The 23814-nt window shown below is 47.3% G+C and carries 18 protein-coding genes; 12 read left to right on the plus strand and 6 right to left on the minus strand.

Going from position 1 to position 23814, the window contains the following annotated elements; translation table 11 throughout:
• Position 1: 1 nt before the first annotated feature.
• Positions 2–667 (minus strand): TMEM175 family protein, encoded by a 666-nt coding sequence (locus tag IDJ77_RS07210; protein ID WP_191188263.1) that lies wholly within the window; start codon positions 665–667, stop codon positions 2–4.
• A 36-nt stretch (positions 668–703) separates the two neighbouring features.
• Positions 704–1984, minus strand: coding sequence for a replication-associated recombination protein A (locus tag IDJ77_RS07215; protein ID WP_191188264.1), 1281 nt, complete (start codon positions 1982–1984; stop codon positions 704–706).
• A gap of 66 nt (positions 1985–2050) precedes the next feature.
• On the opposite strand from IDJ77_RS07215, the gene IDJ77_RS07220 reads away from it, so the two are divergent.
• Positions 2051–2683 carry a DNA-3-methyladenine glycosylase family protein gene (locus IDJ77_RS07220; RefSeq protein ID WP_191188265.1) on the plus strand — a complete coding sequence of 211 codons (633 nt, stop codon included), beginning with the start codon at positions 2051–2053 and terminating at the stop codon, positions 2681–2683.
• A gap of 170 nt (positions 2684–2853) precedes the next feature.
• Here the strand turns inward: IDJ77_RS07220 and cphA are convergent, their stop codons facing one another.
• The gene (cphA, locus tag IDJ77_RS07225; RefSeq protein WP_191188266.1) at positions 2854–5481 is read right to left on the minus strand and encodes a cyanophycin synthetase; all 2628 of its coding nucleotides are present in this window, start codon (positions 5479–5481) and stop codon (positions 2854–2856) included.
• Positions 5482–5640: 159 nt separating this feature from the next.
• Between cphA and IDJ77_RS07230 the strand changes: the two genes are divergently transcribed.
• Both IDJ77_RS07230 and IDJ77_RS07235 read left to right on the plus strand, forming a co-directional pair.
• Positions 5641–6561, plus strand: coding sequence for a cyanophycinase (locus IDJ77_RS07230; RefSeq protein WP_191188267.1), 921 nt, complete (start codon positions 5641–5643; stop codon positions 6559–6561).
• On the plus strand, positions 6558–7400 hold the full coding sequence (locus IDJ77_RS07235) for an isoaspartyl peptidase/L-asparaginase (protein WP_191188268.1): 843 nt from the start codon (positions 6558–6560) through the stop codon (positions 7398–7400). Before IDJ77_RS07230 ends, IDJ77_RS07235 begins: the two co-directional genes overlap by 4 nt.
• 62 nt (positions 7401–7462) lie before the next feature.
• On the opposite strand, the gene IDJ77_RS07240 is transcribed toward IDJ77_RS07235, so the two are convergent.
• Positions 7463–9862: a PAS domain S-box protein gene (locus IDJ77_RS07240; RefSeq protein WP_191188269.1), complete on the minus strand. Its 2400-nt coding sequence runs from the start codon at positions 9860–9862 to the stop codon at positions 7463–7465.
• Positions 9863–10195: 333 nt separating this feature from the next.
• Here IDJ77_RS07240 and IDJ77_RS07245 point away from each other — a divergent pair, with 333 nt between their 5' ends.
• The 8 genes from IDJ77_RS07245 to IDJ77_RS07280 all read left to right on the plus strand — a co-directional run bounded on the left by IDJ77_RS07245 (position 10196) and on the right by IDJ77_RS07280 (position 18752).
• On the plus strand, positions 10196–10813 hold the full coding sequence (locus tag IDJ77_RS07245) for a hypothetical protein (protein ID WP_191188270.1): 618 nt from the start codon (positions 10196–10198) through the stop codon (positions 10811–10813).
• A gap of 200 nt (positions 10814–11013) precedes the next feature.
• The gene (locus IDJ77_RS07250) at positions 11014–13146 is read left to right on the plus strand and encodes a carboxy terminal-processing peptidase (RefSeq protein WP_191188271.1); all 2133 of its coding nucleotides are present in this window, start codon (positions 11014–11016) and stop codon (positions 13144–13146) included.
• A gap of 137 nt (positions 13147–13283) precedes the next feature.
• Positions 13284–13718 (plus strand): MarR family winged helix-turn-helix transcriptional regulator, encoded by a 435-nt coding sequence (locus IDJ77_RS07255; protein WP_191188272.1) that lies wholly within the window; start codon positions 13284–13286, stop codon positions 13716–13718.
• A gap of 11 nt (positions 13719–13729) precedes the next feature.
• Positions 13730–14737 (plus strand): NAD(P)/FAD-dependent oxidoreductase, encoded by a 1008-nt coding sequence (locus IDJ77_RS07260; RefSeq protein WP_191188273.1) that lies wholly within the window; start codon positions 13730–13732, stop codon positions 14735–14737.
• A complete protein-coding gene (locus IDJ77_RS07265) occupies positions 14734–15051 on the plus strand; it encodes a 2Fe-2S iron-sulfur cluster-binding protein (RefSeq protein ID WP_191188274.1) in 318 nt (105 codons plus the stop codon). The genes IDJ77_RS07260 and IDJ77_RS07265 overlap by 4 nt, the downstream gene beginning before the upstream one ends.
• Positions 15052–15233: 182 nt before the next feature.
• On the plus strand, positions 15234–16355 hold the full coding sequence (locus IDJ77_RS07270) for a ligase-associated DNA damage response exonuclease (RefSeq protein ID WP_191188275.1): 1122 nt from the start codon (positions 15234–15236) through the stop codon (positions 16353–16355).
• Positions 16352–17968 carry an ATP-dependent DNA ligase gene (locus IDJ77_RS07275; RefSeq protein WP_191188276.1) on the plus strand — a complete coding sequence of 539 codons (1617 nt, stop codon included), beginning with the start codon at positions 16352–16354 and terminating at the stop codon, positions 17966–17968. The genes IDJ77_RS07270 and IDJ77_RS07275 overlap by 4 nt, the downstream gene beginning before the upstream one ends.
• Complete coding sequence (locus IDJ77_RS07280) at positions 17961–18752, plus strand: hypothetical protein (protein WP_191188277.1); 792 nt, start codon at positions 17961–17963, stop codon at positions 18750–18752. Before IDJ77_RS07275 ends, IDJ77_RS07280 begins: the two co-directional genes overlap by 8 nt.
• 5 nt (positions 18753–18757) lie before the next feature.
• Here the strand turns inward: IDJ77_RS07280 and IDJ77_RS07285 are convergent, their stop codons facing one another.
• The gene (locus tag IDJ77_RS07285; RefSeq protein WP_191188278.1) at positions 18758–20311 is read right to left on the minus strand and encodes a glycoside hydrolase family 10 protein; all 1554 of its coding nucleotides are present in this window, start codon (positions 20309–20311) and stop codon (positions 18758–18760) included.
• A 256-nt stretch (positions 20312–20567) separates the two neighbouring features.
• On the opposite strand from IDJ77_RS07285, the gene IDJ77_RS07290 reads away from it, so the two are divergent.
• Positions 20568–21476: a hypothetical protein gene (locus IDJ77_RS07290; protein WP_191188279.1), complete on the plus strand. Its 909-nt coding sequence runs from the start codon at positions 20568–20570 to the stop codon at positions 21474–21476.
• A gap of 109 nt (positions 21477–21585) precedes the next feature.
• On the opposite strand, the gene IDJ77_RS07295 is transcribed toward IDJ77_RS07290, so the two are convergent.
• Entirely contained in the window at positions 21586–23805 is a 2220-nt protein-coding gene (locus tag IDJ77_RS07295) for a S9 family peptidase (RefSeq protein ID WP_191188280.1), read from the minus strand.
• Between the last annotated feature and the right edge of the window lie 9 nt (positions 23806–23814).

The raw sequence follows: 23814 nt of genomic DNA on the forward strand, positions 1-23814 counted from the left end.
ATTAGGTGGTGCTGTTTACAAAAATTTCGGGGTGATGCTTTCGGTAATACTTAGCGATAAACATCATATAAATAAAAATGGTACCCGGTATCCAATAGGCAAGGGGCAGACTTATAAAGCTCACCGCAAAACACATCAGGAAAACAAAGGGCGTAACTAACGCACGCATTTTATAATAACTCACCAGGTGCGGATTTTCCAGCCCTCTACTTAATTTGTTTTTTGGGTTACTTACTATGCACCATAACCGATAGTGTAAGAAACCGGTGAGACTAATGTTTATCACATAAAAACCAAGCGATACGTTGTTTAAATAGATCCAGTATTCGCTGTAAAACGCCGAGCTAAACGGCATCAACACAATGGAAAATAATAACAGCAGATTGTTCCAGATAAGCTTGGGGCTGTAGTGCTCCACATATTTAAACAATAAATGATGATGCACCCAGTAAAGGCCAATCACAAAAAAGCCCACAATAAAACCAATGAATTTAGGTATAAGGTGACCGAGCGCCCGGGCCACTGCACCATTGGTGAGATGTTCCCCGTGTACCTCAGGCACTTTAATTTCGATGATGAGTAAGGTGATGGCTATGGCAAAAACGGCATCGCTAAAAAACGCGATACGCTCTACCTGGAATTCTTTTTTAAGGTCGTGGTTTAGCATGATCTAAGGTTAATGACGGAAGGTAATAAATATTAACTAATACTTATACCTGTCGCCCCAAAGTTTCCTCATTTTCTCTTTGGACTCGTTCTCTTTGGCATTGTTACCCGGTTCGTAAATTTTAGTCCCCCTGATGGCCTCCGGCAGAAAATCCAGATCGGCGAAGTTGCCTTCGTAGCTGTGCGCGTATTTGTAGTTTTTACCGTAACCGATATTCTTCATCAGCTTGGTGGGTGCGTTGCGCAGGTGCAGCGGAACGGGCAGATCGCCGGTTTGTTTTACCAGTGCAATAGCCGCCCCGATAGCTGTAGTAGCCGAATTACTTTTAGCCGACGTAGCCAAATAGATCACCGTTTGCGACAGGATCAGTTGCGACTCGGGCATCCCGATAACCTGGATGGCATTAAAGCAACTTTGCGCCAGTAACAGGGCATTGGGGTTGGCGTTGCCGATATCTTCTGATGCCAGTATGAGCATCCGCCGGGCGATAAACAGCGGGTCTTCCCCGCCAACGATCATGCGGGCCAGCCAGTAGACTGCTCCGTTAGGGTCGCTGCCGCGCATAGATTTGATGAAAGCCGAGATGATATCGTAATGCTGCTCGCCGGTTTTATCGTACAGGGCCATGTTTTGCTGCACATGCTCCAGCACTACATCATTGGTCAATATTATTTTTTTGCTGTCGAAAGCGTTTACAAGCAACTCGAATATGTTGAGCAGCTTACGTGCATCGCCGCCGCTAAGGCGCAACAAGGCCTCATGCTCTTCAATAACAATATTTTTTTCTTTCAGGACGATGTCTTCTTTCTGTGCCTTCTCCAGCAGGTCGAGCAGGTCCCGCTCTGCTAAATGCTGTAGGATGTAAACCTGACATCGCGATAGCAAAGCCGAGATGACTTCGAAGGATGGGTTCTCGGTAGTGGCGCCTATCAGCGTAACAATACCCCGCTCCACCGCGCCCAGCAACGAATCCTGCTGCGATTTGGAGAAGCGGTGGATCTCATCGATGAACAGTATAGGCAATATTTCGCCCTGTTCCTTTAGGATGGACGCTTTTTCAATCACCTCACGCACATCCTTTACGCCCGAATTGATAGCGCTTAAAGAAAAGAACGGCCGGTAAAGGGATTGCGAAATGATATAGGCCAGCGTAGTTTTACCTACCCCCGGCGGCCCCCAAAACAGCATGGATGGCAGCGTACCGCTCTCGATGGCCTTGCGCAAAACCGCGCCCGGCCCTACCAAATGTTTTTGCCCCACATAATCATCCAGTGATTTTGGGCGCATGCGTTCGGCTAATGGCGGCAGATTGTTCATAAATGTAAAATTCAGAAATTGAAATGCTAAATCCTAAAAAAGTTAGTACGTTTAACTAACAATAATATGCCACAACAGTTTACTTCTGCAACCTACCATTCCATATGCGACCAACTCGCAGCCATAGATGCCGATTTCGCCAACGTAATTTCTACCTACGGCTACCCGCCCATGTGGTCGCGGCCCAATACTTTCGAAACGCTGGTACACATCATCCTGGAGCAGCAGGTATCGCTGGCATCGGCATTATCGGCCTTAAACAAAATGCGAGAACGGGTGCCGGAATTAACCCCGGCAAGGATACTATTGTTAACAGATACCGAATTTAGGGAATGCTATTTCAGCAGGCAAAAAACCGCTTACACCCGCTACCTTGCAGAAGCTATCCTCAGCGGACAGATCAACCTTGAAGCATTTGAAAAAATGGAAGACAGCGAGATCCGCAGCCAGCTTTGCGCCCTCAAAGGCATCGGCAACTGGACGGTGGATGTATACCTGATGTTCGTACTCCAGCGCACGGATATCCTCCCCCTCGGCGACCTGGCCATTGTAAACGCCATTAAGCGGTTAAAAGGATTGCCCAAAGAAACCTCCAAAGAGGAACTGGCTATTATTGGTGAACAATGGCAGCCTTACCGTACCGTGGCGAGTATGCTGCTGTGGCATTATTATTTGTCAAGCCCGAAGGCGAAACCGTAGAGACGCAATACTTTGCGTCTCTGGACATGCATGGCTGATGTGCGTATTTCATTTGCAAACCGGAGACGCAAAGTATTGCGTCTCTACAAATAAAAAAGGCTGCAAGGTTTTACCTTGCAGCCGTATGCTTTTCAAAAGTTCCTCCGTTAGCCAACGGACGTTGGAAGCTTCTAAACGTTAAACAAACCGTTCCGTTCCTGTTCCTGGTAGTTTTGTACGGTTTCTATGGCGTTGCTTATCACATCGCTTAGTGCCACAATAAATGCGCCCGGTTTGGCCATGCTCATGGCGTGTTTTATGGCGTCTATCTCCTTCGGTACAATCTCATAAGGTGTGTTATTGCCTTCGGATGCTATGCCCGCTTTCAACAGGTCGAGGATGTTTTCTTCGGTACGGCCGCGCAGGTGTTTTTCCTGGCGGAGGATGATATAATCAAACATTTCTGCCGCTATTTTACCCAGCTCCTGTATGTCCTCGTCTCGCCTGTCGCCGGTGCCGGCTATGATTCCGATCTTCAACGGCGAATCGATATGGCTGAGGAATTGTTTAATGCCGTTAAAACCATCCGGGTTATGCGCAAAATCGATCATAAAGCGGAAATCCTTGAATTCAAAGATGTTCATCCTGCCCGGTGTTTGCGCTGCAGACGGGATAAAGGTTTCCAGCGCAATTTTGATATCCTCAGTTTTAAAGCCATGCAGGAAGGTAGCCAGCGTGGCGGCCATTACGTTATCGATCATAAAACCAACTGTGCCGCCAAACGTCAGCGGGATAACGATGGTACGCTGTACCCTGATCTTCCAATCGCCTTTTTGTATGGTGATAAAGCCATTTTCGTGTACGCAGGCAATACCGCCCTTTTTGCAATGGGCAATTACTACCGGGTTGTTTTCGCTGCGGCTAAAATAAGCGATGTTGCAATCGGCCTTTTTGCCAATGTCCACGCAATATTTATTATCCGCGTTTAATACCGCCCAGCCATCTTTTTTTACCGCATTGATCACCACGCTTTTTACACGGGCAAGGTCTTCCAGGGTATGAATGTCTGATAAACCCAGGTGGTCTTCCTGTATGTTGGTAACTACACCAATATCGCAGGAACTGAAACCTAAGCCCGAGCGGAGGATGCCACCCCGGGCGGTTTCCAATACAGCGAAATCAACCGTAGGGTCCTTCAGAATAAACTCGCTGCTTACCGGGCCGGTGGTATCACCTTTTAGCATCATGGTGTTTTGCACGTAGATCCCATCAGAGGTGGTGAAACCTACCCGATGCCCGTTGTTTTTCACAATATGAGCTATCAAACGGGTGGTGGTGGTTTTACCGTTGGTTCCGGTGATGGCGATGATAGGGATCCTTGCAGATTTCCCTGTGGGGTAAAGCATATCTATCACATGCCCGGCCACGTTGCGCGGCAGGCCTTCGCTTGGCGCTATGTGCATGCGGAAACCCGGTGCGGCGTTCACTTCCAGCACCACACCGCCATTCTCGGTTAATGGTTCGGTAAGGTTCTCGGCCATGATATCGATACCGCAAATGTCCAGCCCGATGATCTTGGAGATCCGTTCGCAAATGAAAACGTTTTGCGGGTGCACGTGGTCGGTAACATCAACGGAGGTTCCGCCGGTGCTGAGGTTGGCAGTAGATTTTACAAAAACCTTTTCATCCTTCGCGGGGATGGTATCCAGGGTGTAGCCTTTCTTTTCCAGCAGGTCTAAAGTATCGCGGTCAACGTCAATTAAGGTCAGCACATTTTCGTGCCCGTAGCCACGGCGCGGATCGGAGTTTTCTTTATCGATAAGTTGCTGGATGGTGAGTTCGCCATCGCCTTTTACGTGCGCAGGGTCGCGCAGGGCGGCGGCCACCATTTTATTATCTATCACCAGCACCCTAAAATCGTAGCCGGTAACAAAACGCTCCACAATTACGCGGCGCGAAATTTTTGCGGCAAACTCGTAGGCGGCAATGGCATCCTCGGTAGTGTTTATATTAATACTGATACCGCGGCCATGGTTACCATCCAGCGGTTTAAATACCAGCGGGAAACCGATCCTGTCGATGGCTTCTACCACCTGCTCTACGCGGCTGATGGTCATGCCTTTGGCAACGGGTATGGCCTGCTCCTGTAAAAGGCGCTTGGTTTCATCCTTATTGCTGGCAATATCCACGGCAATGCTGCTGGTTTTTTCCGTCATGGTGGCGCGGAAACGCACCTGGTTTTTGCCATAGCCCAGTTGTACCAGGCTTTGGTTATTCAATCTTATCCATGGGATGTTCCTCGCGATAGCTTCTTCCACAATAGCGCCGGTGCTTGGGCCCAGGCGGGTATTCTCGCGGATCTCGCGCATTTGCTGGATGTCTTTCTCCAAATCGTACTCCGTGCCGTCAATTAATGCCTGCGCAATGGCTACGGCAGATTCCGCTGCAAAAACACCTACTTTTTCCTCCAGGTACGCAAATACTACGTTGTAAACGCCCGGCGTTTTGGTTTCGCGGGTGCGGCCAAAGCCCGTTTCCATGCCCGCAAGGGTTTGTATCTCCAGGGCAATATGCTCTATCACATGGCCCATCCAGGTGCCGGCGATCACGCGCTCAAAAAAGCCTCCGGGTACGCCCGGCGAACAGCGATGACTGTACAGCGAGGGTATCAACGCCTTCATGCGCTCGTAAAATCCATCTATCTCGTTGGTAGGGCGCTGTTCCAGATCTTCCAGATCGAGGCGCATTTGGATCAGCTTTTTGCGGCTAACGCTCCATAGGTTAGGGCCGCGAAGTACTTGTATGTTTTCTATCTTCATAGGATGTTGTGTCAAAAACTAATGTGAGGAGTAATAAGGTTTAAATCTAAAAAACTTATCAATCTAATAAAACCTTTCGGAGGAAAAATGCAGTTTTATTAATTTAATCCCTCTGTTTTAATGATTTTTATTTTAATTTGTATAAACTGATATAAAATAATGATAAGCCCCAAAGGAAAACTGGTAATAATTGGAGGTGCTGTGGATATGGGCAGTAACGTAAGCGTGCTGGAGCATATTATGCAGCCGCATTATATAAAGTTTTTCGAGAAAGGCATCCTGCGCCGTATTATTAACGAGTCGGCGAAACAGGAAGCTTCCTTAGTGGAGGTGATCACCACGGCATCGCAAATACCTGAGCTTGTGGGCAATGAGTACATCAAAGCCTTTAACCAGCTTAATGTTACCCACGTAAATATCCTGCACATTAAAAGCCGCGAGGATGCCGCTAACCCGGAGTATCTCGACCGTATCAGCCGCGCTGATGTAGTGATGTTTAGCGGCGGCGACCAGCTACGTTTGACCGCGATCTTCGGCGGAACGCAGTTTTTGCAGATCCTGAAGAAACGCTATAACGAAGAAGCTTTTGTAATTGCCGGTACATCGGCAGGCGCAGCCGCGGCATCCACCCATATGATCTACCGCGGGCAAAGCAACGAGGCGCTGATAAAAGGCGAGGTGCAGATCACCGCAGGCCTTGGTTTTATCGACTCGGTTATTGTAGATACCCACTTTGTGCAGCGCGGCCGTATCGGCCGTTTACTATACGCTGTGGCTACTAACCCGGGCATATTAGGCATAGGCCTTGGCGAAGATGCCGGGCTGCTGATTACCGAAGGCTGCATGATGGAAGCCATTGGCTCGGGATTGATCATGCTGGTTGATGGCACTAATATTGTGGAAACTAACGTTTATGATGTAGAAATAGGCGACCCTGTTTCTATAGAGAATTTGAAAGTGCATGTGATGTCGATATTTGATAAGTACGACCTGGATCAGCACAAGATGATCATCAAAAAAGCGGTTAAGGTGGAAGAGGGCGTATTTATTACCGCCCAGGACAGTAACGATTTACAATGAAGCTAATCATACACGGTGGTTTTTTTAGCGAGAGCCAAACAAACCAGGAAGTAAAAAAGGCAAAGCAGGACGCCCTGCTGGAGATAGTACACCTGGGCCATAAATACCTGGAGCACCATACCGCTGCCCAAACCGTGGTATACACCGTGCGCCTGCTGGAAGATTGCGACCTGTTTAATGCCGGTACCGGTTCGCAGATCCAGAGCGACGGCAAGATCCGCCTCAGCGCTTCCCTGATGGATGGCAAAACGCAAAAATTTTCGGGTGTTATTAATATAGAGGATGTGCGCAACCCTATTTGCGTTGCCGAGAAACTGATGGACTACGAAGACCGGGTATTGAGCGGCAATGGCGCCTGTGATTTTGCCAAACAAAACGGCTTTAAATATTTCAACACCGAGATCCCTCAGCGCCGTAAAGAATACGAAAAGAAATTAAGCGACTCGATCCGCCTGGGCACCGTTGGCGCCGTGGCGCTTGACATTTATGGTGATATTGCCGCAGCTACTTCCACCGGCGGCAAAGGCTTTGAAATTCCCGGCCGCGTAAGCGATTCGGCAACTACGGCGGGTAATTATGCAAATGCTTTCGCAGGTATCTCCTGCACAGGCGTGGGCGAGGATATTGTAAGCGGATCGGTAGCTACCAAAATTGTTACCCGCGTTACCGATGGCATGCCCCTCTCCATCGCCACCGAAAAAACCCTCGACGAAATGAAACCTTACGACGGCTTTGCCGGCATCATCGGCATTAGCAGCCACGGCGATATTTACCACGCCGATACCCATCCCTATATGGTTTGGGCTTTGCACGATGGTGAGGCGGAAGTGTTTGAGTAGGCAAGTTTCACATGTTCGCCGTGTGCATTTTGGCCAACAGGCGGCTAATTACTCTTAATCAATTAATAATTCATGTCATCTGCCGATGAGTCCTGGGCCATTTCTATAAAAACGGCATCCATTCTGTCGAGTTCTGTTTTGATATGGGCAAGTATTTCCTGATCATCCGGGTCGGTTTGCAGGATAGTTATCAGGCCCTTTAAGTTGGCTAAGGGGCTTCTGAGGATGTGCGATTGTTTCCAGATCATCCCGCGAATAAATCCAATATTTGTTTTAATGCGCTCGTAGGCCTGTTGCAAACTCTGCTCGGCATGCTTGCGTTCGGTAATATCAGAAATGGCCAGTACAAGCCCCAATATTTCATTCTCTTTATTTGATATCGGGAACATCTTAACATAATACCAGATGTCGCCGCCGTCGGGCTGGTCGTAGGTAACTTCGTAGCTGATGGTGTTTCCCTTGAATACATTGTTGATGTATCCTGAAAATTCGGCCCGCCTTTCGGCCGGCAAATGGTCGAAAAGCTTACCTCCGTTTTGGGGGTCGAAGTTAAATTCACGCTTTGCGGATACCAGTGCTATATCATTATATTCCAATACGTTTAAATGACGATCTAACAGCGCGTAGGCGGTATCGGTAGTGTTTAAAATGGTTTGCAGGTTAGCCTCTGATTTTTTAAGCAATTCTTCTGCCTTCAGTTTTTCTGTTACGTCGGCTGTTGACGAGATCCGTACGGGCCGGCCTTCAAATAAAATGTCTTCAGAAATGATGTTTACATAAATTACAGTGCCATCCTTTTTCAGGTGCTTTACCACGCCAAAATCAACTGCGCCGGTAATCTGTTTCTGATAGCTTAACAGTTGCAGATTCCAGTCTTCCTTCGGCCTCAATTGTTTTACACTGGTGTTCAGTAATTCCTCTTTGGTATACCCGTAAAGGTTGGATGCAGCCTCGTTTACGGCCATAATGGAAAGATCTTCCTTCGATATGATCCATAACGGTACGGGGTTACTCTCAAAAAGCAGTTTATACTTCTTTTCAGATACCTTTAGTTCTTCCTCGGCTATCTTCCGTTCGGTGATGTCTATCATAGAACCTATGATGGTTGGCTCATCTTCAAAAATTGTCCGGCTGCCATAAAACTCTACCCAGTTAGCGCTGCCATCCTTCATTTTTCCCATGGCTTCATAATGCACGCTGTCTACCTCGCCCGCTATGCGCAACCGGATGTTTTCGTTTGCGGTAGCCTGATAATTGGGGTGTACAATGGCCTCAACGGGCTCCCTGCCTATCAATTCGCTGGGCTCGTATCCAAAAACCTCCGCAAAACGTGGGTTTACGTATACAAATTTTCCTTTCTGTACAATGTAAATGCCAACCATGGATTTATCGGCGAGCGTTCGGAATTTCAACTCCGCATTGGTTAGCTCCGCTTCCATGGCCTTGCGTGCCGTAATATCCCGGAGAATAACTAATATCCGGTCGTCGGCAAATTTTTTACCATTAATTTCAATATCAATAATAGCCCCGTCTTTTCTTACCATCTTCCGCTCTGCTATTACCGAATCGCCCGGTTTTGCGGCCATATATTGAAGCGGGTATATCTTCAGTAACTCTTCATTAAAAAGGCCGGCGATATTCATGGTTAACAGTTCCTCCCTCGAGTAGCCGGAGACCTGGCACATGCTATTATTTACCTGGGTAAAGTAGCCTTTAAAGTTTACAACGTAAATGGCATCAGATGCCTGCTCAAATAATGAGTAATATTTTTCCTCGCTTGCTTTGATAATGTAATTGGCCTTTAAGGTGCTGGTAATTAGCGTTTTTACGTTTTTAATGATGTATAACGATAACAACAGGGCGATGGCTAAAAAAACCGAGATCAGGATGATGAACCGCCCGGATGTAGTGTGGTATATCTTATTGTTCTCGGTAAATAGTTGTTTCCCAACCTTTACCTGTAATTTCATCAGGTGGGTTAGGTTTACCGTAAATGGTGCCGTCCCGGCATAATTTTCGTTCTGTATAAACTTTTCCAGGGCATTGTTATCCTTTTTGGTTAACAGGATAAGTAATTCGGCATATTGTTCATCGGCCTTTTGTTTTGTAAGCTCGGTTTGCTTAACCAGCAATGCTTCTTCCCGCGTAAGGTAAGTTTTCCTGTACCTGCCCCAATTGTAGTTTATCGTCTCTTCTGCTTGTTTTACCCTTTTTGCGGCGTCGCTAAAACTGAGCGTACGGTTTGCCACTTTTTGGGCCATCGGCAATATTTCTGTAGTGTACGCAAAACGAACATTCGATAATTGCTCAAACGGTAGCACCCTGTCGGCATACAGCTTTTGGGTGTTTTGATTCATCTCCTCCAGATCGCTAATGCCATACAATCCCAATGCTATGATACTTACCGCCGTAATAAACAGCAGGAGGTACAATTTTGCAGAGGCACTGAACTTATTTAACATGTAGCGGCGATAATTGGCGGTAACAGAAACTTTTGCTGCTGCTTTAAATTCGAAACCGGTAGTTTAGGGGTGATCGACCGATTTATTCGTCTTAAACAGAGGCTGTTGTATTGGTAAAGCTAAGTTATTCTTTTTCGAAGTAATACAATATGCTACCCAGCTGTTTCAAAAACTATTTTTATGACCATTTGTACGAAAAAGGCTCTTGTTTCGTTTACGCTTTTGAATAAAAAACGAATTAATTAGCCCAATCTGTAGTATTTGCAAATCCTAATATTTGTAGTATCTTTACATACCAGTTAATTTAACTATACCCGGGCGAAAAAATCTTAAATGAGATACCTGATATTAGTACTTCTTTGCGCTTTTAATCTCACAGCAAATGCGCAGTGGTGGCGCGGCGATTTTAAAAAGCACAAGCGTTACCCCCTCATCGCGCAGCCAAAAAATAATTCTGTAAAACGCATCCCCAAATTTGCAATGGCTAAGGTTAAGTTGCCGTATGCTAAGGTTCCGCGCAGCGCTTATAATTTGGAATTATGCGAGAAGGCGGTGATTAAATCGGCACAACACTACATGCGTTACCGCGAATATGCGATGGCGAGCTATAAATTTAGCGAGCTTGCCGAGCTGTATGTAAAAGAGAACCGCCTCTCGGAAGCAAAATGGTATTATCTGCAAAGCATCCTCATCTCTAAACGGCAGGGCGATCAGCAGCACACCATCAATAACCTCATCAACCTGGGGATGGTAAAAGCCGACCTTGGCGACCTGGTGCAGGCCCAGCAGGATCTGGCTGAAGCTCGGCAGATAGCTGTAACAACCGGCCGCGTTGCAGATTTACTTACCATTGATAAAAAGCTGGCGTACTTAAAAAGCAACAAAGTGTGGCTGTCTAAATCAGAACTGCGCTACGCCGAGGCGGTGGAATTATCCGGTAAAATAAAATAAACGTCCCTGGCCTTCGTTTAATGTAACATTTACGTAAAATGGTGGTCGTAGTATAAAACAACCCAAACATTATTGTAATATTGTTATTCAATATATTAGCGGGACGGCTTGGTAGCTGTCTCTTTTTTTATTAGACGAAATTAAAACAGGTACAAGTATTGATGTTTCATCCCGATCCCGATTTAAAGACTACAAAAGATATGTTAAAGAGATTTTATTTAATGCTGGTTTTGGCCGCTGCGCTTGCCTGCAACGCTTCGCCAACGAAACCGGTAATGAGAAAAGCGGGCCCGAACGACCTGCAACCCGATGAGCAACAAAGTGTGGTGATGAAAACGGTAGCCGGCATGGTGAGCAGCTACAACTATAAAAAAGTACCGCTTAACGATTCGATATCGGCTATTATTTATACCGAATACCTGAAAAAGATAGACGAGAATCATAACTATTTTACCGCGGGCGATGTAAAGGAATTTGAGCAGTACAAAACCGTTTTGGATGATGATATTAAAAATGGCGACCTGAGCCACGTGTTTTACATCTTCAACGTGTTTCAAAAAAGGTATACCGAGTATGTGAACTTTTCTATCTCCCAGCTAAGCAAATCGGTGGATTTTACTAAGAATGAGACCTTTACTTACGACCGGGAAAACCTGCCGTACGCCGCATCTGAAAACGAATTGCATAACCTTTGGGCTCAGCGCGTAAAATACGACCTGCTGAACCTTAAACTGGCAGGTAAAGAATTAGACGCGAATAAAGAAACATTAAAAAAACGCTATAGCAACATCCTGTCGCAATCCAACAAGTTAAATAACCAGGATGTTTTTCAGGTGTTTATGGATGCGTTCACCGGCGCGATAGATCCGCATACCAACTATTTTATCCCATCGGCTGCAGCCGCGTTTAACATTGATATCTCCCGTTCGCTGGAAGGTATTGGCGCTACCCTGCAATCGCAAAACGAGTACGTTACCGTTACTTCTATTGTACCGGGCGGCCCTGCTGATAAAAGCAAGCAACTTGCCGTTGATGAGCGTATCATAGGTGTAGCACAAGGTAAAACGGGCGAATTTCAGGATATCGTTGGCTGGAGGATTGAAAATGCTATCGCTTTGATCCGCGGTACCAAAGGCACAACTGTTCGTTTACAAATACTGCCTAAGGGCACCGGCGCTACCGTAAAACCAAGGGTATTGGAACTGGTGCGCGAGAAAATTATCCTGAAGGATATATCGGCTAAAAAAGAGATCCGTACCTATAACAGTAATGGTAAAACTATTAAAATAGGCATTATTAACGTACCTGCCTTTTACCTGGACTTTAACGATTACAAATCGGGCAACCCGAATTACAAAAGCACCACCCGCGATGTAAGGCTTATACTGGATACCCTGAAACGCGAAGGCGTAGATGGTGTGGTATTAGATCTTCGCCAAAATGGTGGTGGCTCCTTAATGGAAGCAACCGAGCTTACCGGCTTGTTTATTAAAACCGGCGCGGTTGTGCAAGTACGCGACCCACGCAACCAGGTAGAAGTTGAAAAAGACGACAACCCGGCAATTGCTTACGGTGGCCCGCTTGCTGTATTGGTAGACAGGTTTAGCGCATCGGCATCAGAGATCTTCTCGGGCGCTATACAGGATTATGGTCGTGGTATTATCATCGGCACACAAACTTACGGTAAAGGCTCTGTACAACGTATTATCGACCTGGATGAGGTGATCAGCCCTTCTATTAAAGAACGATTGGCCAAGTTGGTTGGTAAATCAACTACGGTAGCAACCGGCAGCCAGAATAAATTTGGCCAGTTAAACTTAACCATTGGTAAGTTCTACCGCGTTAGCGGAGGTTCTACCCAGCATAAAGGGGTGTTGCCAGATATCGAATTCCCATCGGTTATCCCAATGGATAAATACGGTGAGGATACCGAACCATCTGCAATGCCTTATGATGTTATCCCTAAAACAGATTTCACCAGGGTTGGTGACTTTACAGCGGTATTGCCGCAGCTGAAAAAACTGCACGAGCAGCGTATGAGCGGCAGCGACAGCTTCAAATACCTGATGGAAGACATAGCTGAAATGAAAAGACGCGATGCGGAAAAGAGTGTAACCTTAAACGAGGCGCAGCTAAAACAACAGCGCGATGCCGACGAAAAGAAAGCGTTTGAGCAAAATAACCTTCGCCGTGTGGCACTGGGTTTACCTGCCTTAACCAAAGGCCAAACCAAACCAAAGAACGAAGACCTCGACTTTTTGAAACGTGAAGCAGGCCAGGTACTAACCGACTACATTACGCTGGATAATAAGGTTTCTACCATTATCAAATAAGCAAATAAACTTCTTTATACGCCCCGGTCGATAACTTCGGCCGGGGCTTTTTGTTGCTTTATACCCGCCAAAAATATTTCAAATTAAATAGCTGAGTATGCTATTTAAACTTTACATTTGTTATGCTAATAGTTAGTATGACAAATAAAAAATTTGATAGTTATTCCTACCTGCTGGATCGCACCGCGCGCCGGGTAAAAGGGTACGCGCAGCAGAAATTCGCGTCGGGAGATTTTGATGTAACGGTTGACCAGTGGCTGATTTTAAAAAGCCTGGATAATGATAAATACCTGAAACAAAAGGAGCTTGCCGAAATAACAGGGAAGGATAACCCAACGCTTACGCGAATTATAGATCTGCTTTGCAAAAAAGGCTTAACCGAACGTGTTACCCACAAAGATGACCGCCGGAGCTTTACCGTGCACCTGACGGCTGCGGGCACAACAAAACTAACTGAGCTATCGCCAAAGGTGAACGAGATCCGGATGAAAGCCTGGGAGAACCTCAGCGAGCAGGATTACGAGCAGCTGAAAACGATACTGAATAAAATTTATCAAAACTTAGAATCTTAATATTTATAATCATGATCACTACAGATATAGGCATTATCGGGGCGGGGCCAACCGGTATGTTTGCCGTTTTTGAAGCAGGCCTGTTAAAAATGCACTGCCATTTGATCGATTCTTTACCGCAGGCTGGCGGGCAGTTATCAGAGATCTATCCGCAGAAACCTATTTACGATATTCCCGGCTATCCAACCGTGAACGCGCAGGAATTGGTTGATAAATTATCAGAACAAATAGCGCCTTTCCATCCGGGTTATACACTTGGCGAGCGGGTAGAAACGCTGGAGAAGCTGGACGACGGCACCTGGGTTATCGGTACCAACGAGGGTACGCTGATCAATTGTAAGGTGGTGGTAATAGCCGGCGGCCTGGGTTGTTTTGAACCACGGAAGCCCGAGGTTGACCGCTTAGCTGAATTTGAAGGCAAGGGTGTGATGTATGCGGTTAGAAATCCGGAAGCCTTTCGGGGGCGCAATATTGTGATAGCCGGTGGGGGAGATTCTGCTTTGGATTGGGCGATATTTTTGGCGAATGTGGCCAATAAAGTAACGCTGGTACATCGCGGGGATACCTTTAGAGGTGCGCCTGATGCAGCGGAGAAGGTTGCCGAACTGGCACGTACAGGCGCTATCGACCTCATACTAAAAGCAAGAGTAGTAGCGCTGGATGGTACGGGGCATTTGGAGCAGGTAACTATAATTGGGCACGATAATAAAAAGGTAGAACTGCCCGCAGATAACTTTATCCCGCTGTTTGGCCTGAGCCCTAAACTTGGCCCGATTGCCGACTGGGGCCTGGATATAGAGATGAGCGCCATTACTGTGAATACCCGCGATTACAGCACCAATGTAGCAGGCATTTACGCCATAGGGGATATCAACACTTATCCGGGAAAGCTGAAACTGATCTTGTGTGGTTTCCACGAGGCGGCTTTAATGGCGCAAAGCGCGTTTAAGCATGTATATCCCGATCAGCGTTTAACTTTTAAGTATACCACCGTTTACGGCATAACCGAATTGGCATGATCACATTTACGGTTGAAGACAGGGATGGCCAGCAGGTACCTGTGGAAGTGCCCGAAGGAATAAGCCTGAACCTGATGGAGGTACTAAAGGCCAGCGAGTACGACATCCTGGCCACTTGTGGCGGCATGGCGCTTTGCGCCACTTGCCGGGTACAGGTATTAGCGGGGGTGGAACAACTTCCGCCCATCAGCGATGCGGAGTTGGATATTTTAGATACGCTACCGGTTATGGATGACAGTCTCCGGCTTTCGTGCCAACTGCATGTGAATGAAAGCCTGGAAGGGTGCCTTTTTAGGATCCCGGAGGCTGATTAATTGCGGGTAGGATCAGGGGGGCACTTTTTTCGGGACTATAAACCTGCTTTGTTCGGGCTTGTTCGGGCTGTTCGCGCTACATCCCGAACGCGAACATTGATACAAATTGCCGGATCTATTCTTGTTCCCTCTATAATTGCGCAGGTAAAACTAAATTGGCAAATAGCAGGTTATTACCTCGTATGCCAAAAAAACCACTGCTGGAATTTACCGACCGCGGCATCTACTGTGCCCAGGGGAAATTTTACATAGACCCATGGAAATCCGTGGACGATGCCGTAATTACCCACGCCCATGCCGATCATGCCTACTTTGGGCATAAGCAATACCTGGCGCACCACCTGTCGCGCGAGGTAATGCTTTACCGCCTTGGCGAGATCAACCTCCGCACCATCGAATACGGCGAAACAGTGAACAAAAATGGTGTACAGATCTCCATGTACCCGGCAGGGCATGTGATCGGTTCGGCACAGATAAGGGTGGAATATAAAGGCGAGGTGTGGGTGGTATCCGGCGATTATAAAACCGAAGACGATGGTATCTCCACACCCTTCGAGCCGGTTAAATGTCACCACTTTATTTCAGAGTGTACTTTTGGGATGCCGGTTTATACCTGGAAACCGCAGGCGCAGATCTTTGCCGACGTGAACAACTGGTGGCGAACCAACCTGCAAAACGGCGTAGCCACCATCGTAGTGGGCTATTCCCTTGGCAAAGCCCAGCGCATCCTCCAAAACCTCGATCTTGATAATGGCAAAGTGTACACCCATGGCGTTATCGAAAATACAAACGAGGCCCTCCGCCGTAACGGCGTGATCTTAAACCCTACCGAAAGGATAACTTTCGATTCCTCCAAAGAAGAAGTGCGCAAAGGCATCATCCTCGCCCCGCCATCATCCGTAGGCACGCCCTGGATGCGCAAGTTCGCGCCCTATAGCTTTGGCTATTGCAGTGGCTGGATGGCCATCCGTGGTGCCAAACGCCGCCGGGCGGCAGATAGAGGGATCGTATTATCAGATCATGCCGACTGGAACGGGTTGGTAAGCGCGATAGATGCCACAGGCTGCGAAAGCGTTTATCTAACGCACGGTTACACGGCATCCTTCAGCAGGTATTTAAACGAAATTGGGTTTGACGCGCATGAAGTGCACACCCTGTATGGTGGTGAGGAGGAAGATGCAGAAGCCTCACCCCAGCCCTCTCCAGAGGAGAGGGAGCCAAAGGCAGACATGAATGATAACGCTTCTGAAGTCCTCTCCTTTGGAGAGGATTTAGGTGAGGCTACTAAGGAGGAGCTATCATGAAAGCCTTCGCCCAGCTCTTTCTCTCCTTAGATGAAACCAATAAAACCAACGAAAAGGTTAAGGTGCTAAAGGATTATTTTACCAACGTACCGGATACCGATAAAATGCATATGCTGGCGCTGTTCACCGGCAGGCGGCCCAAACGGCAGATCAACTCTACGCTGGTGCGCACCTGGGCCATGGAAGCATCCAACATCCCTGCCTGGCTTTTCGAAGAAAGCTACCAGGTGGTAGGCGACCTGGCCGAAACTATGAGCTTATTAATGCCCGAAAGCCAAAACAGCAGCAGCAAAACACTTACCGAATGGATTGCCGAGATTAATGCGCTTGCTACCAAAACCGAATTTGAAAAAAAACTTTGGCTGATGGAATCATGGGCGATGCTGGATAGCCAGGAGCGCTTTGTGTTCAATAAACTGCTAACCGGCAGTTTCCGTGTGGGTGTATCGCAAAGTTTGGTGATCAAAGCTTTAGCCGATGTTACCGGGATAGAAGCCCCCGCGCTTACTCACCGCATTATGGGCAGCTGGATGCCGGAGGATTATACCTACAGTCAGCTTATAGAAGAGCAAAGCGCTGCCGACAATATCTCAAGGCCATACCCCTTCTTCTTAGCGTACCCGATACAGGAAACATCCGAGAAACGAAAATCAGCAGAAGAAGTTGGAGCTGCTTTAGGCGCCGCTGAAGACTGGCAGGCCGAATGGAAATGGGACGGCATCCGCGCGCAAATGATCAAGCGTGATGGCCAGATCTTCATCTGGAGCCGCGGCGAAGACCTGGCGACGGAGAAATTCCCTGAACTGCACCCATTCCTGAACGCCCTGCCGGATGGTACCGTGCTGGATGGTGAAATCCTCAGCTTTCAAAATGGTTTACCTATGTCGTTCAGTGTGCTGCAAACGCGTATCGGGCGTAAAAATCTAAGTAAAAAGATACTGGCAGATAGCCCTGTTGCAGTAATTGCATACGACTGCCTGGAGTATAAAGGCGAGGATATCCGTACAAAAACGCAGGCAGAGCGCCGGTTGATATTGGATGAATTACAAAGAGCTACGCCTTTCCCGGAAGTGTTCCGTATTTCGTCGTTAATTGAATTTAAAAGCTGGGAGGAACTGGAAACCACCCGCGAGCAATCCCGCGCCATGATAGCCGAGGGCATTATGTTGAAACGCAAAAGTGCTACCTACCAGGTTGGCCGCAAACGCGGCGATTGGTGGAAATGGAAGATAGATCCGCTTTCGGTAGATGCGGTGATGATCTACGCCCAAAAGGGGCATGGGCGCCGTGCCGACCTGTACACCGATTATACCTTCGCGGTTTGGGATGGCGATAAGCTGGTGCCCTTTGCCAAAGCCTACAGCGGCCTTACCGACCAGGAGATAAACAAAGTAGATTATTTTGTAAAACGCAACACCCTCGAAAAATTCGGCCCCGTGCGCACCGTAAAACCCGAATTAGTCTTTGAGATAGGTTTTGAGGGAATAAACAGATCTACACGCCATAAATCGGGCATAGCTTTACGTTTTCCGCGTATATTGCGGTGGCGGCACGATAAACCAAAAGAAGAAGCCGATACGTTGGATAGTTTAAAAGCTTTGTTAAATGAATAACACCCTCCACATCCTCAATGGCGATGCCACCCTACCCGGTTTTACAGAAGCCGGGATCCCCGGAGATACCATGGTCTGGCGCGAAGTTTTATCAGAAGGGCCTTTAAATAAAAATGTGGCTTCGGCGGCTTTTTGGCAATTACGTTCGGATTGGATCTGCCAAACTTTTGGCGAAACGCCCGAGGGTTACCACGATGGCATGATTGTGCCGCTGGAAAAACTGAGCGCGCCTTACGAGGAAATTAACCTGTGGTTCGAGTTCGATCTGCATTGCCAGGTAAACCTGTTAGGCACTATGATGATGCTGAATCAGCAAACCAACCTATCGTCACCCGAGGTTTATTTGGTCAGTCCTGCGGAATTTCCTGGTTTGGAAAACTTCAGCGGCATAGGCGAGTTGAATGGCGAACAACTGGATTACCTGTACGATAACATCCGGGTACAACTGGGCGAATACGATTTTACCCTGGCAGCCGAAGCATGGCAACTATACGTAATAGGGGATGCCGGTAAATTAAAAGCCTGGCTTACAGATACACCATTTTGGGGCAATATGCCCAACCTAAAACCGGCAATGGAGGCACACGTAAAACGCCTGGAGTTCGATGCAGACGGTTTAAACTATGTCCACCAAAAATTGCTGGGCATTTACCAAAGTGGCGCTCATTCAAAAGCGGAGATCTACCCATCCTTCTGGCAAACCGAAAAGATTTACGGCTTAGGCGATAGTCAGCTGGATATGTACCTGCAGACGCTGATAGACAAAAAACTCATCGACCTGTAGCAGCACTATAGAGCAGGCAACGTTACCGCTACCGTTGGCGTTCGTTCGCTTTCGTTCTTTAGCCTGTCGATAGCCGTTACCACGTAAAAATAGGTTTTGCCGGGTAATACATTCGTATCCAGGTAAACAGGCTCGGTGTTGTATTGGATGTGCAGGATATTGCGCGGATCGCCAAGATCGAATTTTTCATTCACCTGGAAACGGTAAACCACGTAGCCGTAAACTGCCTCATTGTCTGCGGCAGGCAGCGGCATCGACCATTTTAACAAAATGCTTTTCTTCTCGGCCTTGGCCATAAAATTCTGCGGAGCGTTTGGCGGGATAGAGTCCAGCCATAGCATAGGTGGCGGCAGGGCCGGGTATCGGTAAAAATCCTCTTTAAGCGAATCGGCCAGGTGATTGGCGTTGCCCACCAGCGATTGCGACCTGAAGTATACGCTCCCCTGCGCCCGGGGGTTAGCACGGATCAAGCGTAGCTGGTTGGGTATCTCCGATGGGTTTTTATAAGCAGGGCTTCGAGGTTCGTAAAAACGGTAAGGTGCCTGGCCAACATACAGGTGCCTGTTATAAGTATTGTTGCTCCACCAGTTCAGCAGTTTTTCAAAGGGGGCCAATCGGTAGCCAATATGCCAGTAGATCTGTGGGTTTATATAATCTATCCAACCCTCCTGCATCCACTTACGGGTATCGGCAAAATTTTCAATATAAGATGAACCGCCGTTTGTTTCAGAACCATCCGGGTGCTGGCTCCTGTTTGCCCAGATACCAAAAGGGCTTATCCCGAACTTCATGTTGGGTTTGTATTTGTGGATACTATCGGCAAGCATGTGTATCAGCTTGTCAACATTATCGCGGCGCCAGTCTTTAACGTTATCAAAATCGCCGCCATATTCGGCATAGGCGTCCGCGTCGTTGATTACCTGGCCCTTAATAGGGTAGGGGTAAAAATAATCATCCATGTGGATGCCATCCACATCATAGTTCTTCACCACATCCAATACCACCTGTACAATGTACTCGCGTACTTCGGGTATGCCGGGGTTAAAAAGCTTTATCCCCTCGTATATAAAAAACCACTCGGGCTTGGTGCGTGTGATGTGGTCTGATGCCAATGTGCTGAACTTATTATCGAAGGTGGCGCGGTATGGGTTAAACCAGGCATGCAACTCCATGTTACGCTTATGCGCTTCCTCAACTGCAAATTCCAGCGGATCGTAGTCGGGTGCTTCACCTTGTTTGCCGGTAAGGTATTTAGACCAGGGCTCGCGGCTTTTTGCGTAAAAGGCATCCGCAGCGGGCCTCACCTGGAACATAATGGCGTTTATGCCGGTTTGCTGGTGCGAGTTTAACTGGGCAATAAGGTCGCGTTTTTGCACTTCGGCGGTGGCGCGCGCATTTTGGGGCCAGTCTAAATTCACCACGGTAGCTATCCATACACCCCTGAATTCATGTTTAGGCTCCGGCCTTACGGTATCTTCGGTAACAGCGGTTTGTGCTATTGAATGGGTAACAATTACGGTAGAAAGCAGGGTAATAAACAGGTATTTATATAAATGCATTAAGCGGATGTTTTTATTAAAAGGTGCAAAGATATAAACTCAACACTAAGCAGTTTTATTATTAAGTATAATAATTACGGCCATTTTGTGTTTTAACTCTATTGTAAATTACTTTAACCTGCGGGTTAATTTTATGTGGTTAAACAGATTTTTATACCTTAGTAATAAAAAAAGCGCTACATTTATTTTACAACCCCGACAAAACCCGAGGCTTATACGCTGGTTTAAGCTTTAGTTAAACTTTAAAAGAAACACAATGGAAAACCAATCCGGACAATCGCAGAAAAAAAATTCGAATGTCATTTACTTTTTGATAGCGGTAGTGGTAGCTCTGTTAGGCACCGATGTATACCTCTACATGCAAAAAAATAAATCTGACACGAAGATAGTTTACCAGAATGATGAGAAAACCCGCCTGCAAACAGAATTGGATAGCCTTGAAGCACAAATAGAGCAGGTAAACGTAGGCCGCTCAAAAATGACAACCGAGATGCAGGCCAAGAACGACTCGCTGAGGGCCAAGATAAGGGTGCTAAGAAAGGAACTGGCCAAGGGTAAACTAACCGTGGCCGAGCTGTCACATGCACAGGAAGACATTAAGCAGCTGCGGTACTTTGTTACCAAATATACCGCCGATTTGGAAGAGCTGAAGAAAGAAAACACCAACCTTACGGTTGAGCGTGATACTTTAAAAACTAACCTGGCCTCTGTTAGTACCAAAGCCGCCGATCTTGAAAAAAAGACTCAGGAACTGGATGCCAAGGTTAAAGAAGCCTCGGCCATTAAGGTAGGCAGCGCCGAAGTTGTTGCCTATAAAATAAAGAACAGCGGCAAAGAGGTGGAAGAGAAAAAGGCCAAGAACGCGCAAAAAATCAAGATAAACTTTACCGTTGCAAGCAACACGGTTGCTGAGAAAGGCCTGCATGATGTATACGTTCGCGTTATCGACCCAACCGGTAACCTAATCACCCCTGCCGATAGCGGAACTTTCACAGCCGATGCGCAGGATTTGCAATACACTTACAAAACCGCTATCGACTTTAAAGATGATGGCAGCGGTTACACTATCGATTGGTTGTACTCTCCTTTCCAAAAAGGCACCTACACCGTTATTTTATATGCTGATGGTTATACCATGGGTAAAAGCTCGTTTACGTTGAAATAAGAGACCTTGGGTTTAAATAGAAAACGCCCGTAGCACTTGTGCTGCGGGCGTTTTCTATTTAATGTCTCTAAAGAAATTCGAAATTGAACATCCGAAATCCGACATTTCTTTACCTCGCTCCCGGAGGGCAGTGTTCTCTTAAATAGTTAGTGTACATGGTGCGCAGATGCGTAGTTGTTCCCGCTCCTTCGGAGATGCCGTGGGTACGGTTAGGGTACAGCATTAGCTGAAACTGCCTGTTATTTTTCACCAGTTCGTTTATCAGCTGCTCGGCATTGGTGTAGTGTACGTTATCATCGCCGGTGCCGTGTACGTAAAGCAAGTTACCTTTTAAGTTTTTAGCGTAAGTTATGGGCGAACCTTTTGTGAACGCCGCGCGGCTTGCTTCATCTACCGGCACACCGGTATAGCGCTCCTGGTAAATGTTATCGTAAGTAAGCTGGTTACCAACGGCTGCTACGGCAATGCCCGTTTTAAATATGTCCCCGTATTGGAACATGAGGTTTAGGGTTGATGAACCGCCGCCGCTCCAGCCCCATACCGCTACGCGGGAAGTATCCAGGTAGCTGCGTTCTTTAAGCAATTGTTTGGTGCCCATGGCCAGGTCGCGGATGTTAAGCGTACCAATACCTTTGTAGATAGATTTGCGCCACTCACGGCCTTTAGGAACAGGTGTACCGCGGTTATCTATCGACATGTAGATGTAACCATCAGCCGCCATATCGCCGGTGTACATAAAGTTGTAGGTGGTGCCGTTCTCATCCTTCACATTCTGGCCCCATGGCTCGCCGTAAACAAACAATACAACCGGGTATTTTTTTGCCGGGTCGAAATTGTTTGGTTTTTGCATCCAGCCATCCATTTCTACACCGTCTTCGGTTTTTACCTTGAAAAACTCTACGTTAGATTTTGCTTTGGCATCTGCTGCCGCGGCAATAGCCTTCGCCACTTTTTCATCGCCGCTGAAGGTTTTATGGAGAGGTAACGATACGGTTTCGTTAGTGCCTTCGGTGTAATAGTTAGAGAAGGCATGGGTGGCCGCTTTGCCGTTTGGCGATACATCATACTCATGTGTGCCCGGTTCGGTAGCCGGGGTTAGGCGCTCGGCTTTGCCGCTGCCATCCAGTTTGGTACGGTACAGGTATTTCTGCGTAGCATTATCCTGCGAAGCCGAAAAATAAACATAACCCGATTGTTCGTCAATCGCGTTTATTTGCATCACATCATAGTTGCCCTTGGTGATCAGTTTCTCTTTTTTACCATCGCGACTGATGCGGTACAGGTGGCGCCATCCGTCTTTTTCGCTGGCCCATAAAAACTCGGCGCCGTTTTTAAACCAATTCCAGCCACCGTAATAGTAATGCTCTTCCCATGTGGGCAAAATATCTATCCAGGCAGCATCTGTTTCGCTGTAAATACTATTTGATTTACCTGTTGCCGCGTTGCAGATCATCACCTCGGTGTGGTTTTGCGCGCGATTCATATGCTGTATTATCAATTCGCTGCTGTTGGCGGCCCATTCCATACGCGGAACGTACGATTGCAGAACCGGGTCGGTAGGGATATCCATCCATTTGGTGCTGCCGCCATCCGCGCTGATCACGCCGATCTTAAAGGGAGAAGGCGGTTCGCCGGCTATGGGGTATTCTACGGGTTTTACAAAGGGGTAAATAGAATCGGTGGTGTTCAGCATCAAATAGTTTTTGGTATTACTGGCGTCTATCTGCCAGTAGGCTATTTTTTTGCTATCCGGGCTCCAGCGGAAACCATCGCGGCAGAAAAACTCTTCCTCATAAACCCAATCAAAAGTGCCGTTGATCAGTTTGGTGGTGCCATCCGTGGTCAGTTGTTTTACGCTGTTATCGGCCAATGTCTCCACATAAATATTGTGCCCGCTAACGTAGCCAACCTTAGTACCATCCGGCGAGAATTTGCCGAACATTAAAGACGATGCCGGGAACTTGGCACCGAGCTTAGTTAATTTTTTAGCGGTCAGGTCGTAAACCCAGTAATCGCCACGGGTGGGGTAGCGCCATACTTTTTTGGCATTGGTGTATACCAAAACTTTTTGCCCATCGGCCGAAAGGTAGAAGTTGCGCGGGGCTATCGCCTTTTCGCCTTGTGGCGTAAGCATCTCTTTGCTTAGCAGTACGGTTTTTTTATTAGGGTCGCGGGTATCAAGCACCACAACTTCGCCGCTTTGTGCTTTGTAGTACTGGTAGCCATCGTTTGCCCAATGGGTAGAGGGGATCTGCGCAGATGCCGTTTGCCCGGCCATCAGCAGCGATAAAATTAGCAATGAGGGCAAGCCCCAGCGGTAAATTTTCATATCTGAATA

Origin of the sequence: Mucilaginibacter pankratovii, from assembly GCF_014773265.1 — a bacterium.
GTDB classification, from domain to species: Bacteria; Bacteroidota; Bacteroidia; order Sphingobacteriales; family Sphingobacteriaceae; genus Mucilaginibacter; species Mucilaginibacter pankratovii.

What these genes read in the sequence shown, in the direction of transcription:
- IDJ77_RS07210 (WP_191188263.1), bottom strand. Translation starts at nt 667, where the DNA reads ATGCTAAACCACGACCTTAAAAAAGAATTCCAGGTAGAGCGTATCGCG.
- IDJ77_RS07215 (WP_191188264.1), bottom strand. Translation starts at nt 1,984, where the DNA reads ATGAACAATCTGCCGCCATTAGCCGAACGCATGCGCCCAAAATCACTG.
- IDJ77_RS07220 (WP_191188265.1), top strand. Translation starts at nt 2,051, where the DNA reads ATGCCACAACAGTTTACTTCTGCAACCTACCATTCCATATGCGACCAA.
- cphA (WP_191188266.1), bottom strand. Translation starts at nt 5,481, where the DNA reads ATGAAGATAGAAAACATACAAGTACTTCGCGGCCCTAACCTATGGAGC.
- IDJ77_RS07230 (WP_191188267.1), top strand. Translation starts at nt 5,641, where the DNA reads ATGATAAGCCCCAAAGGAAAACTGGTAATAATTGGAGGTGCTGTGGAT.
- IDJ77_RS07235 (WP_191188268.1), top strand. Translation starts at nt 6,558, where the DNA reads ATGAAGCTAATCATACACGGTGGTTTTTTTAGCGAGAGCCAAACAAAC.
- IDJ77_RS07240 (WP_191188269.1), bottom strand. Translation starts at nt 9,862, where the DNA reads ATGTTAAATAAGTTCAGTGCCTCTGCAAAATTGTACCTCCTGCTGTTT.
- IDJ77_RS07245 (WP_191188270.1), top strand. Translation starts at nt 10,196, where the DNA reads ATGAGATACCTGATATTAGTACTTCTTTGCGCTTTTAATCTCACAGCA.
- IDJ77_RS07250 (WP_191188271.1), top strand. Translation starts at nt 11,014, where the DNA reads ATGTTAAAGAGATTTTATTTAATGCTGGTTTTGGCCGCTGCGCTTGCC.
- IDJ77_RS07255 (WP_191188272.1), top strand. Translation starts at nt 13,284, where the DNA reads ATGACAAATAAAAAATTTGATAGTTATTCCTACCTGCTGGATCGCACC.
- IDJ77_RS07260 (WP_191188273.1), top strand. Translation starts at nt 13,730, where the DNA reads ATGATCACTACAGATATAGGCATTATCGGGGCGGGGCCAACCGGTATG.
- IDJ77_RS07265 (WP_191188274.1), top strand. Translation starts at nt 14,734, where the DNA reads ATGATCACATTTACGGTTGAAGACAGGGATGGCCAGCAGGTACCTGTG.
- IDJ77_RS07270 (WP_191188275.1), top strand. Translation starts at nt 15,234, where the DNA reads ATGCCAAAAAAACCACTGCTGGAATTTACCGACCGCGGCATCTACTGT.
- IDJ77_RS07275 (WP_191188276.1), top strand. Translation starts at nt 16,352, where the DNA reads ATGAAAGCCTTCGCCCAGCTCTTTCTCTCCTTAGATGAAACCAATAAA.
- IDJ77_RS07280 (WP_191188277.1), top strand. Translation starts at nt 17,961, where the DNA reads ATGAATAACACCCTCCACATCCTCAATGGCGATGCCACCCTACCCGGT.
- IDJ77_RS07285 (WP_191188278.1), bottom strand. Translation starts at nt 20,311, where the DNA reads ATGCATTTATATAAATACCTGTTTATTACCCTGCTTTCTACCGTAATT.
- IDJ77_RS07290 (WP_191188279.1), top strand. Translation starts at nt 20,568, where the DNA reads ATGGAAAACCAATCCGGACAATCGCAGAAAAAAAATTCGAATGTCATT.
- IDJ77_RS07295 (WP_191188280.1), bottom strand. Translation starts at nt 23,805, where the DNA reads ATGAAAATTTACCGCTGGGGCTTGCCCTCATTGCTAATTTTATCGCTG.